General features: G+C 54.0%; 13 protein-coding genes. 6 read left to right on the plus strand and 7 right to left on the minus strand.

Annotated features, from left to right (window positions below; translation table 11 throughout):
- Positions 1-13: 13 nt before the first annotated feature.
- The gene (locus BUA28_RS13900; protein ID WP_072768755.1) at positions 14-1,021 is read right to left on the minus strand and encodes an aminoglycoside phosphotransferase family protein; all 1,008 of its coding nucleotides are present in this window, start codon (positions 1,019-1,021) and stop codon (positions 14-16) included.
- A gap of 103 nt (positions 1,022-1,124) precedes the next feature.
- Between BUA28_RS13900 and BUA28_RS13905 the strand changes: the two genes are divergently transcribed.
- The 3 genes from BUA28_RS13905 to metH all read left to right on the plus strand — a co-directional run bounded on the left by BUA28_RS13905 (position 1,125) and on the right by metH (position 7,023).
- The gene (locus BUA28_RS13905) at positions 1,125-1,427 is read left to right on the plus strand and encodes an accessory factor UbiK family protein (RefSeq protein ID WP_072768756.1); all 303 of its coding nucleotides are present in this window, start codon (positions 1,125-1,127) and stop codon (positions 1,425-1,427) included.
- 107 nt (positions 1,428-1,534) lie between these two features.
- Positions 1,535-3,043: a YifB family Mg chelatase-like AAA ATPase gene (locus BUA28_RS13910; protein WP_072768719.1), complete on the plus strand. Its 1,509-nt coding sequence runs from the start codon at positions 1,535-1,537 to the stop codon at positions 3,041-3,043.
- 248 nt (positions 3,044-3,291) lie between these two features.
- The gene (gene metH / locus BUA28_RS13915; protein ID WP_072768720.1) at positions 3,292-7,023 is read left to right on the plus strand and encodes a methionine synthase; all 3,732 of its coding nucleotides are present in this window, start codon (positions 3,292-3,294) and stop codon (positions 7,021-7,023) included.
- A 93-nt stretch (positions 7,024-7,116) separates the two neighbouring features.
- Here the strand turns inward: metH and BUA28_RS13920 are convergent, their stop codons facing one another.
- The 5 genes from BUA28_RS13920 to BUA28_RS13940 all read right to left on the minus strand — a co-directional run bounded on the left by BUA28_RS13920 (position 7,117) and on the right by BUA28_RS13940 (position 12,488).
- A complete protein-coding gene (locus tag BUA28_RS13920) occupies positions 7,117-9,270 on the minus strand; it encodes a RelA/SpoT family protein (RefSeq protein ID WP_072768721.1) in 2,154 nt (717 codons plus the stop codon).
- A 148-nt stretch (positions 9,271-9,418) separates the two neighbouring features.
- Entirely contained in the window at positions 9,419-9,625 is a 207-nt protein-coding gene (rpoZ, locus tag BUA28_RS13925; RefSeq protein ID WP_072768722.1) for a DNA-directed RNA polymerase subunit omega, read from the minus strand.
- Between the two features lie 125 nt (positions 9,626-9,750).
- Positions 9,751-10,383, minus strand: coding sequence for a guanylate kinase (gene gmk, locus BUA28_RS13930; protein WP_072768723.1), 633 nt, complete (start codon positions 10,381-10,383; stop codon positions 9,751-9,753).
- A gap of 183 nt (positions 10,384-10,566) precedes the next feature.
- On the minus strand, positions 10,567-10,998 hold the full coding sequence (trxC, locus tag BUA28_RS13935) for a thioredoxin TrxC (RefSeq protein ID WP_072768724.1): 432 nt from the start codon (positions 10,996-10,998) through the stop codon (positions 10,567-10,569).
- Between the two features lie 635 nt (positions 10,999-11,633).
- Entirely contained in the window at positions 11,634-12,488 is an 855-nt protein-coding gene (locus tag BUA28_RS13940) for a YicC/YloC family endoribonuclease (protein WP_072768725.1), read from the minus strand.
- 208 nt (positions 12,489-12,696) lie between these two features.
- Between BUA28_RS13940 and rph the strand changes: the two genes are divergently transcribed.
- The 3 genes from rph to hemW all read left to right on the plus strand — a co-directional run bounded on the left by rph (position 12,697) and on the right by hemW (position 15,439).
- Positions 12,697-13,416: a ribonuclease PH gene (gene rph, locus BUA28_RS13945; protein ID WP_072768726.1), complete on the plus strand. Its 720-nt coding sequence runs from the start codon at positions 12,697-12,699 to the stop codon at positions 13,414-13,416.
- A 9-nt stretch (positions 13,417-13,425) separates the two neighbouring features.
- Positions 13,426-14,019, plus strand: a complete 594-nt coding sequence (gene rdgB / locus BUA28_RS13950; RefSeq protein ID WP_072768727.1) for an RdgB/HAM1 family non-canonical purine NTP pyrophosphatase — start codon at positions 13,426-13,428, stop codon at positions 14,017-14,019.
- 193 nt (positions 14,020-14,212) lie between these two features.
- Positions 14,213-15,439, plus strand: a complete 1,227-nt coding sequence (gene hemW / locus BUA28_RS13955) for a radical SAM family heme chaperone HemW (protein ID WP_072768728.1) — start codon at positions 14,213-14,215, stop codon at positions 15,437-15,439.
- Between the two features lie 175 nt (positions 15,440-15,614).
- Here the strand turns inward: hemW and trmB are convergent, their stop codons facing one another.
- Entirely contained in the window at positions 15,615-16,298 is a 684-nt protein-coding gene (trmB, locus tag BUA28_RS13960; protein ID WP_072768729.1) for a tRNA (guanosine(46)-N7)-methyltransferase TrmB, read from the minus strand.
- Positions 16,299-16,323: the final 25 nt, after the last annotated feature.

A 16,323-nucleotide genomic window follows, 5' to 3' on the forward strand; every position in this document is an offset into this window, starting at 1 on the left:
GAAGGATACATTTTCAGAAGGTATAGCCAACTTTCGCTTCCGGCGACTTGGTGACCGTCCATTCGTCCAGCAGCGTGAGCAGAGGATGCAGTTCGCGGTAGCGCTCGCATGCCTTTCGCAAATATTCCTCCACCAGGGGTAGATGGGCGAGGTAATCGCTTTTGCCGTCGCGGTAATTCAGGCGCGAAAAGATCCCCAATACCTTGATATGGCGCTGTACGCCCATCCATTCAAAATCGCGATAAAAATCGGAAAAATCGCCGGCCACCGGCAGCCCGAGTTTGCGCGCCTGTTCCCAATAACGGATCAACCAGTCCAGTATGCGCTCCTCATCCCAACTTATGTACGCGTCCTTGAAGAGTGACACCAGATCGTAGGTAATGGGCCCGTAGACCGCATCCTGAAAATCGATAATGCCCGGATTGGGTGTGGTCACCATCAGGTTGCGCGAGTGATAGTCGCGGTGCACAAACACCCTGGGTTGAGCCAGGTTGTTTTGAACGATCCGTTGGAAAATGCGCTCAAGTTCCGCTTTCTGATTCGCCTCCGGCACTACATGCAGATGCTTGCCCAGATACCAGTCCGGGAACAGGTTCAGCTCTCTCAACAGCAGCGTTTCGTCGTAGTCCGGCAGTACATTCGCTTGGCTCGCAAGCTGGATTTGAACGAGCGCAGCCACCGCATCGCGATATAAGCGATCGGTATTATCTGCATCGCCGTTCAGCGCCTGGAGATAGGTTGTGCTTCCGAGATCGGAAAGCAGCAGGAAACCTTGTGCCAGATCCTGCGCCAGGATTTCAGGCACATGCGCCCCTGACGCGGCGAATAACTCGGCCACGTGCACAAAAGGCGCGCAATCTTCCTGCGGCGGCGGCGCATCCATTGCGATCAGTGTCCCGTCGCTAAACGTGACACGAAAATAACGGCGGAAACTCGCGTCTGCGGAGGCGGGCGCCAAGGTGAAGGGTTTATCAGGAAATTGCGTCCTGATCCAGTTTTCCAGAAGGCGAAAACGCTCCATAATAGTTCGCTGATTGCCTATTTTGCTGAAGTATGAGATTTTAGCACGCATGCGTCACTCCTCACCCGGCCGGGTGATGGAGCAGAAATTTATGGAGATAATCATGGCCAACCAAAAAGTAGTGGATGAAATCGTCACCAAGGTTAACGAACTTTTGTCACAGAACCCCATAAAAGATGTGGAAAAAAACATGCGGGTTATGCTTGCAGGATTATTCACCCGCCTTGATCTGGTGACCCGCGAAGAATTCGAGGTGCAGCAGGAAATACTCAAACGCACACGCGAGAAATTAACGGCGCTGGAAACCAGAGTAGCCGCACTTGAAACTGCCGCGAAGTCGGATAAATCGGCAGGCACGCTCGATGTTCCGGTGGAGACGCTGGATGATCTGTCGGAGACCGAATAACCAGATATTCAATACTAAAATGTCGCGTTTTCGGACATCCTGCAAAGACTTGATCCCGCCGCACTATTCCCATTGATCCCGTTGCTTCTGGCTGAGGATCTTTCTGCATGCCGCTAGCTATTCTCTATAGCCGAGCGATCTCTGGCATGGAAGCGCCACTGGTCACGGTGGAAGTTCACATCGCAAACGGTCTGCCAAGCTTTACCATTGTCGGGCTGCCGGAAGCGGAAGTGAAAGAAAGTAAAGACCGGGTGCGGGCGGCGCTGCAAAATGCGCAGTTCGAATTTCCCGCCCGGCGCATTACCGTCAATCTCGCCCCCGCCGATTTGCCCAAGGAGAGTGGGCGCTTCGACCTGCCTATCGCACTGGGCATACTGGCGGCAACGGGGCAAACCCCTGCGGACAAGCTCGACAGATATGAATGGGCGGGTGAACTCGCCCTGACCGGAGAACTGCGCGCAATCCGTGGTGCATTGGCGATGACATACGGCGCATCGCGCTCCGGAAGAAGTTTTGTGCTGCCTGCACAAAACGCGCCTGAAGCTGCACTGGTCAAGGAAGCCGCGGTTTATCCCGCGACATCGCTGCTTCAGATTTGCGCACACCTTGCCGGGCGCGAGCCGTTGCAGCTTCACAAGGCATCCAGCGTAGCGGGCACGGAAACGAGTACGTTTCAGCATCCAGGCATGGAAGAGGTGAAAGGTCAGGCGCATGCAAAGCGCGCCCTGGAAATCGCGGCGGCGGGCGGCCACAGCGTACTGATGGTGGGTCCGCCTGGCACGGGCAAATCCATGCTGGCGGCGCGCCTTCCCGGCATTTTGCCTTCCATGACAGAGGAAGAGGCGCTTGAATCCGCTGCGATGCAGTCCCTGAGCAGCAGCGGATTCAACGTTGCCAACTGGAAACGCCGCCCTTATCGGTCGCCGCACCATACCGCATCGGGTGTTGCACTGGTCGGCGGCGGCAGTAATCCGCGTCCGGGCGAGATTTCACTGGCGATGAACGGGGTGTTGTTTCTCGACGAGCTACCGGAATTTGATCGCAAGGTTCTGGAAGTATTGCGCGAGCCGCTGGAATCGGGGCGCATTACCATCTCACGCGCGGCGCGCCAGGCGGATTTTCCCGCTCGATTCCAGTTGATTGCCGCGATGAACCCGTGCCTCTGCGGTTACCTTGGACATTACAGCGGAAAATGCCACTGCACTCCCGACCAGGTAGCGCGCTATCGCGGCAAAATTTCTGGCCCGTTGCTGGATCGCATCGATATACAGGTAGAGGTGCCCGCCGTGCCGCAGGAAGATTTGATGCGTCAGGCGCAAGGTGAAGCGAGCAAGGCGATAAGAGAGCGGGTTGAATTGGCTTATCAGCGCCAAGTGGCACGGCAAGGCAAGGCCAACGCCCACCTGGCAGTGAAGGATATCGACAGGTACTGTATGCCGGATGCGCTGGGGGAAACCTTGCTCAAACAAGCTATCAGCCGCCTGAATTTTTCCGCACGCGCTTATCATCGCGTCCTGAAAGTGGCGCGCACTATCGCCGATCTGGCGGCAAGCGAAACCATAGCCAGTGCCCATATTGCGGAAGCGGTACAGTACCGGAAGCTGGACAGGAATTGATCGCGGTAGACGGAAGTAGACAAACCGAGTCTTCGCAATGAGATTGCGACCAGGTTACATTGTTACGCCGCGATGGCAGAGGCGCGTTCTACGCAACATGTAGAAACAAGCAAAGTCAATTGGCTGAGATGAGCTCCGCTCTCGATGTAAGCGCGATTGACGACGTTAGATGTGGGGGAGGGATAGGTTAGGGAAAATGCCTGCAGGGGCGTGATAGAATAAACCTCCACCTCAAACGTTGCGCTGCCATGAACGAAACCCCTCGCACCAAATTGCTGGAAGAAATCCTCTCACGTCGTATTGTGCTGCTTGACGGCGCCATGGGAACCATGATCCAGAGCTACAGGCTCGACGAAGCAGATTATCGTGGTACTCGCTTTGCCGATTTTCCCCATGATATCAAGGGAAATAACGATCTTCTGACGCTTACCCGGCCGCAGGTTATCCGTGCCATCCACGATGCCTATCTGGAAGCGGGTGCGGATATCATCGAGACCAATACCTTCAATTCCACCGCCGCCTCGTTATCGGATTACCACATGCAGGATCTGGTATACGAGCTCAATTTTGCCGGGGCCAAACTCGCGCGGGAAGCGGCGCAAGCGATGGAGGCAAAAACTCCGGAGAAGCCGCGCTTTGTCGCGGGCGTGCTGGGGCCGACCACCAAGACGGCATCCATCTCCCCGGATGTCAACGACCCAGGTTTCCGCGGCATTACTTTCGATCAATTGGTTGCGGATTATTCCGAATCCATTCGGGGCCTGATCGATGGCGGCGCCGATATCCTGCTGGTTGAAACCATTTTTGACACGCTTAATGCCAAGGCAGCGCTGTTCGCCGTGGATCAATATTTCGAAACCCACGGCACAAGATTTCCCGTGATGATTTCGGCAACGATTACCGATGCTTCCGGACGTACCCTTTCCGGACAGACACCGGAAGCTTTCTGGAATTCCGTAAGTAACGCGCGGCCATTGTCGGTCGGGCTCAACTGCGCGCTAGGGGCGGAGTTGATGCGTCCCTATATCGAAGATTTATCCAGGGTGGCCGGTGTGCGTGTAAGCGCGCACCCCAATGCCGGCCTGCCGAATCCGCTGGCTGAGACAGGCTACGACGAGTCGCCTGAATACACAGCGAGTCTGATAAAGGATTTTGCGCAATCGGGTTTCGTCAATATCGTCGGCGGCTGCTGCGGTACGACACCCGCACATATCAAAGCCATTGCGGATGCGGTGAGCGGTATCGCGCCGAGAGTCATACCCGATATTCCAAAAAAATTGCGGCTGTCTGGCCTGGAGCCGCTTGCCATTGGCGATGATTCATTGTTCGTGAATGTCGGCGAGCGAACCAATGTAACCGGTTCGAAAGCCTTCGCTCGCTTGATACTGAACAACAACTATTCGGAAGCGCTGAGCGTTGCCCGCAACCAGGTCGAGAGTGGCGCGCAGATCATCGATATCAACATGGATGAAGCGATGCTCGACTCGCAGAAGGCGATGGTTACGTTCCTGAACCTTGTCGCCGCCGAGCCGGATATCAGCCGTGTGCCCATCATGCTGGATTCGAGCAAGTGGTCGGTGATCGAAGCGGGACTGAAATGCATTCAGGGCAAGGCAATCATCAATTCCATCAGCTTGAAGGAAGGCGAAGCGGAATTCATCGAACATGCGAAGCTTGCGCTCCGCTACGGGGCGGCGGTAATTGTCATGGCGTTCGATGAAGCAGGTCAGGCTGATACGCTTGAGCGTAAAGTGGACATTTGCACGCGCTGCTACCGCATTCTTGTGGATCAGGTAGGCTTTCCGCCTGAGGACATCATTTTTGATCCCAACGTTTTCGCGGTCGCCACGGGCATCGAGGAACATAACAATTACGGCCTGGATTACATCAATGCTACACGCCTGATCAAGCAAACCCTGCCGTATGTCAAGGTGAGCGGCGGCGTTTCCAATGTGTCGTTCTCTTTCCGCGGCAACGAGCCGGTGCGGGAAGCAATCCATACCGCTTTTCTCTACCATGCGGTCCGCGCCGGCATGACCATGGGCATCGTCAACGCCGGGCAACTTGGCGTTTATTCGGATATCCCCAAGGATCTGCTGGAACGGGTAGAGGATGTGCTGCTGAATCGTCCCCCCAAAGGAGATGGGGACGCGAGCGCCACCGAGCGGCTGGTTGAATTCGCCGAGAGCTTCAAGGGACAGACCAAGGAGAATGTTGAAGACCTTGCCTGGCGCAACGAGTCACTACAGCAACGCCTGACTCACGCGCTGGTAAGGGGCATCACCACTTATATCGTGGAAGATACCGAGGCGGCGCGGCTCGAAGTCGCTGAGGCAGGTGGGCGACCCATCCAGGTGATCGAGGGGCCGCTTATGAACGGGATGAACGTGGTGGGCGACCTATTCGGCTCGGGCAAGATGTTTTTACCTCAGGTGGTCAAATCAGCGCGCGTCATGAAGCAGGCGGTGGCGCACCTGCTGCCGTTTATTGAGGCGGAAAAGAAACTGCTCGGCGATTCCAGGCCCAAGGGCAAGATCGTAATCGCCACGGTCAAGGGGGATGTTCACGATATCGGCAAGAATATCGTCACGGTAGTCCTTCAGTGTAACAATTACGCAGTAGTGAATATGGGCGTAATGGTGCCTTCTGCACAGATTCTGGAAATGGCACGGCGTGAGCAGGCCGACATGATCGGGTTGTCGGGCCTGATTACGCCCTCGCTGGAGGAAATGGCGCATGTGGCGAAGGAAATGGAACGGGAAGGTTTTACCATTCCTTTATTGATCGGCGGCGCAACAACCTCGCGGGTGCACACTGCGGTGAAAGTGGCTCCCCATTACAGCGGCATTACCGTATGGGTCCCGGATGCGAGCCGCGCCGTGAGCGTTTGCAGTAGCTTGCTGTCTGAGGATCTAAAGGCAGGTTACGTGGAAAAACTCCAGGCCGAATACGAAAAGGTGCGTGCCCAGCATAAAAATAAAAGGGGGCCTGCGCCAATGCTATCCATCGCAGATGCCAGGAAGAATTCTTTTAAAACCGATTGGGAGAACTATACGCCGCCTGAACCGGATTTCATCGGCGTAAGGTCCTTGAGAAACTACCCGCTGGAAAAGCTGGTACCTTTCATAGACTGGACGCCGTTTTTCCAGGCGTGGGAATTGTCCGGCCGGTTTCCGGCGATTCTCCAGGACGAGGTGGTGGGAGAAGCGGCCACTAACCTGTATCGCGATGCCCAGGACATGCTGAAAAAAATCGTCGAGCAGAAGTGGCTGACAGCCAATGCTGTATTTGGCCTTTTTCCCGCCAATACAGTAAATGATGACGATATCGAAATCTACACGGATAAGGCTCGCACCCGGCTAGCGATGACCTTTCACAATTTGCGTCAGCAGACCCTGAAACCGGCGGGACGTCCCAACCAATGCCTGGCGGATTTCATCGCTCCCAAGGAAACCGGAATAAAGGATGCCATCGGAGCATTCGCAGTTACCGCGGGTATGGGCATAGACGCACGGATAAAGGCGTTCGAGGACACGCATGACGACTACAGTGCAATCATCCTGAAGGCGTTGGCAGACCGTCTGGCTGAAGCTTTCGCCGAACACATGCATTGGCGGGTACGACGCGAATTCTGGGGTTTCGCAAAGGACGAAGACCTGGGTACCGACCAACTCGTCGCCGAAGAGTATCGCGGCATCCGCCCCGCGCCGGGCTACCCCGCTTGCCCCGATCATACAGAGAAAGGCCCTTTGTTCGAAATGCTGAAAGCACCTGAAAACGCGGGCATTATCATCACTGAATCTTACGCCATGGTTCCTACCGCGGCGGTATCCGGCTTTTATTTTTCTCACCCTGACGCCGATTATTTTGCGGTAGGCAAAATCGGCAAGGATCAGGTGGAAGATTATGCGAAGCGTAAAGGCTGGACGCTGGAGGAAACCGAGAAATGGCTGGCGCCAGTCCTGGCATATGATCGATAGCTATGGGTGAAAAGTGAATTGCTGGCAACCAATGCCGGGGAACTCACTGCGGGCACGCAGTATTCTGTAGAAACGTGATGCGAGACGAATCGATCAGCTCTTCATACGGGTGATTTTCGCCACTTCGGGAATACGCCTCAAGCTGCGCATCACTTGCGCCAGATGATGGCGGTTGCGGACCTGCAACATGAAATTCATGGTTGTGTACGTACCCTTTCCTTCATCTTCGTCCATAGCGACATTGTCAATATTGGATCCGGCCTCGGCGATTGCGGCGGCTACTCTCGCCAGCACGCCACGTTGATCGGCCACCATCACCTTGATGCTGACCTCGAACTGCTTGCTGATATCCTTGCCCCAGGCCACGTCCAGCCAGTTTTCCGAGTTACCGCGGTTTTTTAAAGCGGCCGGACAGTCATGGGTATGAATCACCAGACCTTGATCTTTTTTGATAAAGCCAACAATGGAATCCCCCGGGATGGGGCGACAGCATTTCGCAAACTGCACCGCCATGCCTTCAGTCCCAAGTATGGTGATGACACCTCCAGTCCCGCTCGGGCCGGAGGCGGATTCTCCCGGAACCGCCAGCCGCCTGGCAATTACCGCCGGCAAATGCTTGCCCAGCCCCATATCCGCCAGTAAATCCGTCTTGGACTTTGCCCCGCTCTCACGCGTCAGTTTTTCCCACTGCGCCGCGCTTATCGTTTCGGGATCGACCTTGAGCGAAATTAAAGCTTGATTCAGCAAGCGCTCCCCCAGTTTAGCCGACTCTTCATATTGCATGGTCTTGAGAAAGCGGCGAATATGCGAGCGTGCCTTGCCCGTGCCTACGTAATTAAGCCAGGCAGGATTGGGTTTTGCATGTGATGCAGTCACGATTTCCACGCGGTCGCCGCTTCGGAGCATGGTGCGCAACGGCGCGTTTTCGCCGTTTATTTTTGCCGCCACGCAGCAATCGCCGATGTCGGTATGCACCGCATAGGCGAAGTCCACCGCGGTGGATTCTTTAGGTAGCGCCAATATCTTGCCTTGGGGCGTAAATACGTAGACCTCTCCGGGAAACAGGTCAACTTTGAGATGCTCCAGGAATTCCAGTGAATCGGTAGAATCGCTAAGCGTCTCCAACAGGCTCTGCAACCACTGGTGGGTTTTCATGTGCAGGTCGTTAAGATCTGCATCCGTGCTCTTGTAGAGCCAGTGAGACGCGACGCCTGCCTCGGCGATTCGGTGCATTTCGGGGGTGCGAATTTGCACTTCGATGGGCGTGCCGTAGGGTCCCCACAAGGTGTTGTGCAACGACTGATAGCCATTTCCCTTGGGAATGGCGATATAGTCCTTGAATTTTCCAGGGATGGGATTGTAGAGGCTATGCAATGCGCCCAGCGCGATATAACACGAGGGCACGTCTTTGACGATGACACGAAAACCGTAGATATCGAGGATCTCGGAGAATGTGAGGTGCTTTTCCACCATTTTCGTGTAGATACTATAGAGCTGCTTTTCTCGCCCCGTCACCTCGGCATCCAGCCCTGCCACTTTAAGACGCTGCTTGATCGTATCCAGGATTTTCGTCACCATTTCCCGGCGATTACCGCGGGCTGCCTTGGTGGCATTGGCCAGAACGCGGTAGCGCGTCGGGAACAGGTAACGGAAACTTAAATCCTGCAGCTCATGATAGATATTGTTGAGTCCCAGCCGATTGGCGATAGGGGCATAGATTTCCATGGTTTCGCGTGCGATACGGCGCCGTTTCTCGGGCCGCATCGCTTCCAGCGTGCGCATGTTGTGCAACCGATCCGCCAATTTGATAAGTATGACGCGCACGTCCCGCGCCATGGCCAACAGCATTTTGCGGAAATTCTCCGCCTGTGCATCCGCATGGGTCTGGAATTCGATCTTGTCGAGCTTCGAGACGCCATCCACCAGATCCGCAACCGATTTGCCGAATCTATTACTGATCTCGGCTTTGGAGACATGCGTATCCTCCATCACATCGTGCAGTAGCGCGGCAGCCAGCGTCTGGGTGTCCAGGCGTAATTTGCCGAGTATGCTGGCTACCGCCAGCGGATGAGAGATATAGGGTTCACCGGATTTTCGGAATTGCCCGGAGTGGGCACTTTGGCTGAAAAGGTACGCGTTCTCAAGTTCGGAAACATCCTCCCGCTTAAGATAGCTCGACAGTTCACGAAAAAGGAAATTCGCCTCAGGCAAGGTAGCAGAAGAATCCGGCAGACCTCGTGCTCGCATCGTCGTTTCCTTAATTTCCCTGTTATACCCGTACAGTTTTTTTCAGGACGGCATCACCTTCACATGACAATCTACAATTCTTTTTCTACAAACGCTTATCAGTGTATTCAAGCAGGCTTTTTATAAGAAAGCCCAAGCCGTTCAAAAATCAAATGGGACCCGTTGTGAGAAGTTCAATTCCCACCCTTCCTTGTGCAAGTTCGCGCAATGCAATGACGGTGGGTTTATCCCGCGCAGACTCCACCATGGGGGTACCCCCCACTGAAAGCTGTCTTGCGCGAACGGTCGCGACCAACGTCATATCGAAGCGGTTGGGAATTCTTTTCAAACAATCGTCAACGGTAATACGCGCCATGATCTTGCCTCTGCTAATGTATAGTATAGAAATTGAAGTATAGAATGCCCCACCAACTAAAGGCAACCTGCGAAAGAGAAGTGTAGCGCACCAGCCATTCGACCGGACGTTGGAATTATCGTCGCTTATGGAAAAGGCGTTCTGCCGAGTTGCGCCATCAGACCATGGTGGCGGGCAAGCTGTTTTGTCATTCTCAAGCGCTCGGCCTGTACAATGCACTTCAAATCCTGCAATGCCCTGTCCAGCCTGTCATTGATAATAACATAGTCATACTCGCCGGCATGGCTGATTTCGTCGCGGGCCGCAGCCAGACGCCGCCCTATCGCTTCGAGGCTATCCTGAGCCCGCTGCCTCAAACGCATTTCCAGCACTTCGAGCGAAGGGGGCAGAATAAAAATTCTCACTGCCTGAGGAAAAGCCTCCCGTACCTGATGGGCACCCTGGCTATCGATTTCCAGCAGAACGTCGCGTCCTGAAGCTATGGTTTCGTTGATCCATCGTTTTGAAGTGCCATAGAAATTTCCGTAAACTTGCGCACTTTCCAGAAATTCGTCCTGTTTCAGCCTCTGCTCAAAAACCTCCCGGCGTATAAAATGATAGTCGCGGCCGTCGATTTCTTCAGGACGCGCGGGCCGCGAGGTGTATGAAATTGACAGGCTCAGGTCGATACCGGTTTGAAGCAGGGCTTTAACCAGGCTGGTTTTTCCAGCACCTGATGGAGCGCTGATAATATATAAATCACCCGGCGTTATGGTCATATTGAAGTTAGCCCTACAGTATTAACGCACGGTATCACCCGCCAGTTTGCTGGTTGCGGTGTTTCCCTCTTTCCGGCTTTATTAGCGGAGCGCTGTCGCTTGATTATTAAGTGTGCCGCCAAAGTTTAACAGCTTCGGCTCATTCCAACCAAGCCAACTGGCACGGTAGTCCACTCAATGCCATTAATGGGTACGAACCCAGCGCACAATATCCTGAGTTATCAAAGCGCCGGCCTGCCGCGCTACTTCATGTCCGTCTTTAAACAGAATCAAAGTAGGGATGCTGCGGATGCTGTATTGCGTACCCAACACTTGCTCGGTATCAGTGTTCACCTTGGCTACACGGACAAGCGGCTCCAGCATCGCCGCCGCTTGCACGAAGGCTGGGGCCATCATCTTGCATGGCCCGCACCATGGCGCCCAGAAATCCACCACCAACGGTATATCGTTGTGGTCAAGGTGCCGTGCGAATGAGGCCGTGGTGAGCTCTACCGGATGGCTCGTGAACAAAGGCTGGTGACACTGCCCACAATTGGGTTTCTGGTCGAGCCGCGCAGTCGGCACACGATTGATGGCTTGACAGTGAGGGCACACGAGATGAGAGGAGTCGCTCATGGAGTTCGTATATCGCAGTGATTGGTTATTTGATCAGGTGAGGGCAGTTCGTCCGACTTCAAATGTCATTTTTCTACGTCCGGCCTTTTTTGATTCACGTGAGCTGACAACTTAAACTCCATGCCCAATTCTTGGAGCGAACCTCCAACATATCTCTGTGACTTAGCGCACGGATATCAGTCGTGAAAAGGTAAATAATATGGGATGCTCTATCTCTATATTGAAGGGGAACGCCATGAATAGTATAACTTCCTGGATTGTTTATATTGTAATACTTGTTACCGGTTTGGGTGTTCTGGGAATAGGTTGGGTATAAGTCGTCGCCTCGGATCCATAAAGGCCTTGGAGTACTGCTTGGGGCTAATCCAGGAAGAAAGGCCAGAGACTTTAACGCCCGTCTCATCCATGCTTATAAAACAAAGATAATGTGAAGTGTCGCTTGACCTCCCTCTACCTAAGCTCATACCCACTTTCTACACATAATGAGTAGTCACGGTCCACGGGGGTAGAGGGACAGACTTTTGATACCCCTTTCCAGCATGAGCCGTTGATCAAGATGCTCATCAAAAATGCTCAGCGGGCACTTTTATAGTGCAGTTATCCGTGCGAGTTTCAGCCGGACCCATCTAATATTGTCACTCAATATTCTGGACCTGCTCACGCATTTGCTCGATCAGAACTTTGAGTTCGATGGAAATTTTCGATACTTCCGCATCTACCGATTTTGAGCCCACCGTATTGGCTTCGCGGTTGAGCTCCTGCATCAAGAAATCCAGTCGCTTGCCGATTGCGCCGCCTTTGCGCAAAACCCGTTCCACTTCTTCAAAATGGGCCTGCAGGCGGGACAGTTCCTCGTCTACATCGATTTTGCTGGCAAATAGTGTCAGCTCTTGCCGGATACGTTCATCATCGCAATTTATCATGGCATCGCGCAAACGGGCTTTGACCTTTTCCTGAAACGCCACAAGCAAGGCAGGTATACGCGGCGCTACTTCTGCTGTCAGGGAGCGCATCCTGGAGAGGCGTTCAAGCAGGATGACTTTAAGTTTTTCGCCTTCTCGGGCACGTGCGGCGGCCAACTCATGCAGGGCGGCGCCCAGTAATTCCAGGCAAGGTTCGCGCAAGCTCTCTGCCGGCATTGAATTGGCCCTCAACATTCCGGGCCAGCGAAGAATATCCGCTACCTCGAGCCCATGGGCGTCGGGTAGCGCAGCCCTGACGGTACGGTTCAGCTCAAGTAGTTTTTGCAACAGGTCAGCGTTGATGTGCTGCAGATCTTCGGTACTTGTGATTCCGGAAAAGCTTACGCGGCATTCGATTTTTCCACGACTCAGCCGAGCGGTCAGAAATTCACGCATCGTCACTTCCAGCAAGCGTAATTCGTCGGGCAGGCGGAACTGGATATCCAGATAGCGGTTATTAACCGAGCGCAGCTCCAGATTCAGTGAACCTTGGGGCAACTCGCGGGCAACCACGGCATAGCCGGTCATGCTGTAGATCGTCGCTAACTCATCCACTGACAGGTCCTGATAGGTTAAAATAGGGGGCGATGGGAATTATCGCACATGATCGTCGCAGATATGCAGGACGAGTTTGCACCCTTATCCCACAATTGTTACCGATTAGCTGATCAAATGATTGTGGTTCCGTTCGACGGCACGCCGCCGTTATAAGATCATTTAGAGATTTATTACAACCATGCGCCCCAGTAATCGCACGCCGGCTCAACTTCGTCCGGTTCAAATTACCCGCCATTACACCAAACATGCTGAAGGTGCGGTGCTGATCGAGTGTGGCGATACCAGGATATTATGTACAGCCAGCCTGGATGAGAAAGTGCCCCCGTTTCTACGTGGCAAAGGGCAGGGCTGGCTCACTGCGGAATATGGCATGCTGCCACGTTCCACTAACGAGCGCATGCAGCGCGAAGCAGCCAAGGGAAAGCAATCCGGGCGCACCATGGAAATCCAGCGCCTCATCGGGCGCGCATTGCGTTCAGTAATGGATTTGACAAAATTGGGCGAGCGCACCATCCAGATCGATTGCGATGTCATCCAGGCCGACGGCGGCACACGCACGGCCAGTATTACCGGAGCTTTTGTCGCGCTGCATGATGCGGTAGAAAAACTCCTACACCAGCAGTTGATAGAAACGACGCCGATACTCGGTCATGTTGCAGCGGTCTCGGTTGGCATGTACGAGGGCGTGCCAGTGCTTGATCTTGATTATCTTGAAGACTCCCGCTGCGACACTGACATGAACGTCGTCATGACTGGCGACTCTGGTCTGGTGGAAATGCAGGGGACTGCGGAAGGAGTTCCGTTCAGCCGCCACGACCTGGACGCCATGGTAGACCTGGCGCAGCAGGGGATACAGGAATTGATCGCAATTCAAAAAGCGGTATTGGCCGCTCGATAAAGAGCTGATATGCAAAAACTGGTAATCGCCAGCAGTAATTCCGGTAAGTTGCGGGAAATCGGCCAACTGCTGAAGCCGCTGGGGATTGAGGTATTGCCCCAGTCTGTATTCAATGTCGCTGAATCGGAAGAGCCGTATTCCACTTTCATCGAAAATGCCCTCGTCAAGGCACGTCATGCCAGCAGATGCACCGGACTGCCAGCTCTGGCGGATGATTCAGGTATTTGCATGAACGCCTTAAATGGCAAACCGGGCATTTTATCGGCACGATACGCGGGAGAGCCCAGGTCAGACGAGCGAAATAATCAGAAGCTGGTCGATGTGTTGACAGACCAGGCCGATCGCAAAGCTCACTATTACTGCGTGATTGTGCTCTTGCGCCACCCCGACGATCCGCAACCCCTTATTGCCGATGGAACCTGGCATGGTGAATTCATGCTCAGCCCGCGCGGGACCGGCGGATTTGGGTACGATCCTTACTTTTTTCTGCCGGGCCTTGGCAAAACTGCTGCGGAACTTCCCGCGGAGCAAAAAAATCGAATTAGCCATCGCGGTAAGGCACTGGCTCGGCTCGTTAAAAGAATCAGCGAAGAAACGCTCTGAGCCCAGCAGCGTCTGGTACCGGCGAAAAGAGAGATGAGCGATTAATCCGAACAAAGCAAACCGTTGTTGGTCTGATTGGAATTCTGGGTCAAATCCCAAGATGACGAAATTCACATTATCTTCTTGCAAGACCGATTATTTCAATCATCGCTGAAACGATATTTTCTTTTGCTTGTCATCTCTCCCATTAGTCATGACAACAATTATTTCTCCTGCACTCATATTGGGTTCTCAGTCCCCGAAACTGAAATCGCTGCCCCCGCTAAGCCTGTACATTCACATCCCATGGTGCATGAAAAAATGCCCCTATTGCGATTTCAACTCTCATGAGGTTCGCGATCAGGATGGCGTGCCCGAGGCTGAGTATGTGGCGGCGCTTATTCGTGATCTGGAAGCGGCATTACCCCAAGTTTGGGGACGCAAGGTGGTCAGCGTATTTTTCGGCGGTGGCACGCCCAGCCTGTTTGGTGCCCGGTCCATAGACGAAATCCTCGGTGCCGTGCGGGCCTTGCTGCCACTCGAACTTTTCGCTGAGGTGACGCTGGAAGCCAATCCCGGCACTTTCGAGGCGCAAAAATTCGCCGATTTTCGCGCGGCCGGGATTAATCGCTTATCCGTCGGTATCCAGAGCTTCAACCCCAGACATCTTAAATCTCTGGGCCGAATACACGACGACAACGATGCGCAGCGAGCCGTTGAGATCGCCCGGAATAATTTCGACAATGTGAATCTCGATCTGATGTACGGCCTGCCGAACCAGACGCTGGAGGAAGCCCGCAACGATATCGAGACCGCGGCCAAGTGTGGCGTTGCCCACATCTCGGCCTATCATCTGACGCTGGAACCCAACACGCTGTTTCATCGCTATCCGCCGCCATTGCCCGACGATGATTTGGCTGCGGAAATGCAGATAATGGTCGAGCAAACACTTGCGCAGGAAGGCTATGTCAACTATGAAACGTCAGCGTTCGCCCAACCTGGCCGAGAGTCCCATCACAACATGAACTATTGGTTGTTCGGCGATTATCTTGGGATTGGGGCAGGCGCGCATAGCAAGATAAGCTTTGCCGACAGGATCGTACGCCAGATGCGCTACAAGCAACCCAGGGAGTACCTCGTCAAAACCGCCCAAGCCACGCCGGATGCCGGCCCGCCTGTCATGGAACAGCATGAAGTAGGGCGGAACGACCGTGGGTTTGAATTCATGATGAACGCGCTACGTCTTACGAAAGGCTTTGCCACGGAAATGTTCACGGAGCGTACCGGCCTGCCCATCACCCGCATACAGCGCCAGCTTGACGAGGCCGAGCAACGAGGCCTGATTACGCGCGATTATCGGCGCATTGCGCCTACGCACACCGGCAGGCGTTTTTTGAATGATCTGTTGCAAATCTTCCTTCCCGAGAAAAGCAACGACTAGCCCGGATGTTTCATAAATTCGCGTGATGATTGCGCAGAATTTTGTTTTGTAGGGAGATTTTGTGAAAGAGTGGCGTAGTTATTCATACGCCCGACTGAACGAAATTTTCATACGAAACAAAAGACCAGCAAGGGCGCGCGTCAATTTATGAAACATCCGGGCTAGGTATAGCTCGTTATTTTTTTCGGAATATCAAATCCCACACTCCGTGCCCTAACCGCAAACCACGCTGTTCGAATTTGGTCAAAGGCCGGTATTCCGGACGTGATGAATAATCAACAACGGTATTGGCCAACTGCGGTTCACTGCGCAACACCTGTAATATTTGGTCCGCATATTCCTTCCAATCGGTCGCGGCGTGGATATAACCGCCGGGCTTCAGATGCCGGCACAGCAGCGCAACAAATTCCGGTTGTATCAACCGGCGTTTGTGGTGGCGGGCTTTGGGCCAAGGGTCGGGGAAAAAGATGTGCACACCGTCCAGGCATTCCGGTGGCAACGCGTGTTGCAGCACTTCCACCACGTCATGCTGGACAATGCGTATATTCGTCAGCCCAAGCTCTTCGATTTGCTTGAGCAAGCTACCGACGCCGGGTGTGTGAACCTCAACGGCGAGATAATCGTTCTGTGGATGCGCCTTGGCGATAACGGCCGTAGTCTCACCCATGCCGAAGCCGATTTCCAGGAACCTTGGCGCGCTCCTGCCGAAGATGGTTTCGAGATCGAGCAGGCTTACCGGAGGCCTTCCGGTGAACGGAACGCCGTATAGGGGCATCAACGTTTCGTGAGCGCGACGCTGCGCATTCGAGACACGACCCTGACGGAGAACAAAGCTTCGGATGGGACGATGCTCTGCCATTTATATAGAATCTGAAAAACCGGCA

It is taken from the genome of Nitrosospira sp. Nsp11 (genome assembly GCF_900142705.1).
Lineage (GTDB): Bacteria > Pseudomonadota > Gammaproteobacteria > Burkholderiales > Nitrosomonadaceae > Nitrosospira.

Bases quoted from the DNA above. Each gene is read 5' to 3' on its own strand.
- BUA28_RS13900 (WP_072768755.1), bottom strand. From the start codon at position 1,021: ATGGAGCGTTTTCGCCTTCTGGAAAACTGGATCAGGACGCAATTTCCT.
- BUA28_RS13905 (WP_072768756.1), top strand. From the start codon at position 1,125: ATGGCCAACCAAAAAGTAGTGGATGAAATCGTCACCAAGGTTAACGAA.
- BUA28_RS13910 (WP_072768719.1), top strand. From the start codon at position 1,535: ATGCCGCTAGCTATTCTCTATAGCCGAGCGATCTCTGGCATGGAAGCG.
- metH (WP_072768720.1), top strand. From the start codon at position 3,292: ATGAACGAAACCCCTCGCACCAAATTGCTGGAAGAAATCCTCTCACGT.
- BUA28_RS13920 (WP_072768721.1), bottom strand. From the start codon at position 9,270: ATGCGAGCACGAGGTCTGCCGGATTCTTCTGCTACCTTGCCTGAGGCG.
- rpoZ (WP_072768722.1), bottom strand. From the start codon at position 9,625: ATGGCGCGTATTACCGTTGACGATTGTTTGAAAAGAATTCCCAACCGC.
- gmk (WP_072768723.1), bottom strand. From the start codon at position 10,383: ATGACCATAACGCCGGGTGATTTATATATTATCAGCGCTCCATCAGGT.
- trxC (WP_072768724.1), bottom strand. From the start codon at position 10,998: ATGAGCGACTCCTCTCATCTCGTGTGCCCTCACTGTCAAGCCATCAAT.
- BUA28_RS13940 (WP_072768725.1), bottom strand. From the start codon at position 12,488: ATGACCGGCTATGCCGTGGTTGCCCGCGAGTTGCCCCAAGGTTCACTG.
- rph (WP_072768726.1), top strand. From the start codon at position 12,697: ATGCGCCCCAGTAATCGCACGCCGGCTCAACTTCGTCCGGTTCAAATT.
- rdgB (WP_072768727.1), top strand. From the start codon at position 13,426: ATGCAAAAACTGGTAATCGCCAGCAGTAATTCCGGTAAGTTGCGGGAA.
- hemW (WP_072768728.1), top strand. From the start codon at position 14,213: ATGACAACAATTATTTCTCCTGCACTCATATTGGGTTCTCAGTCCCCG.
- trmB (WP_072768729.1), bottom strand. From the start codon at position 16,298: ATGGCAGAGCATCGTCCCATCCGAAGCTTTGTTCTCCGTCAGGGTCGT.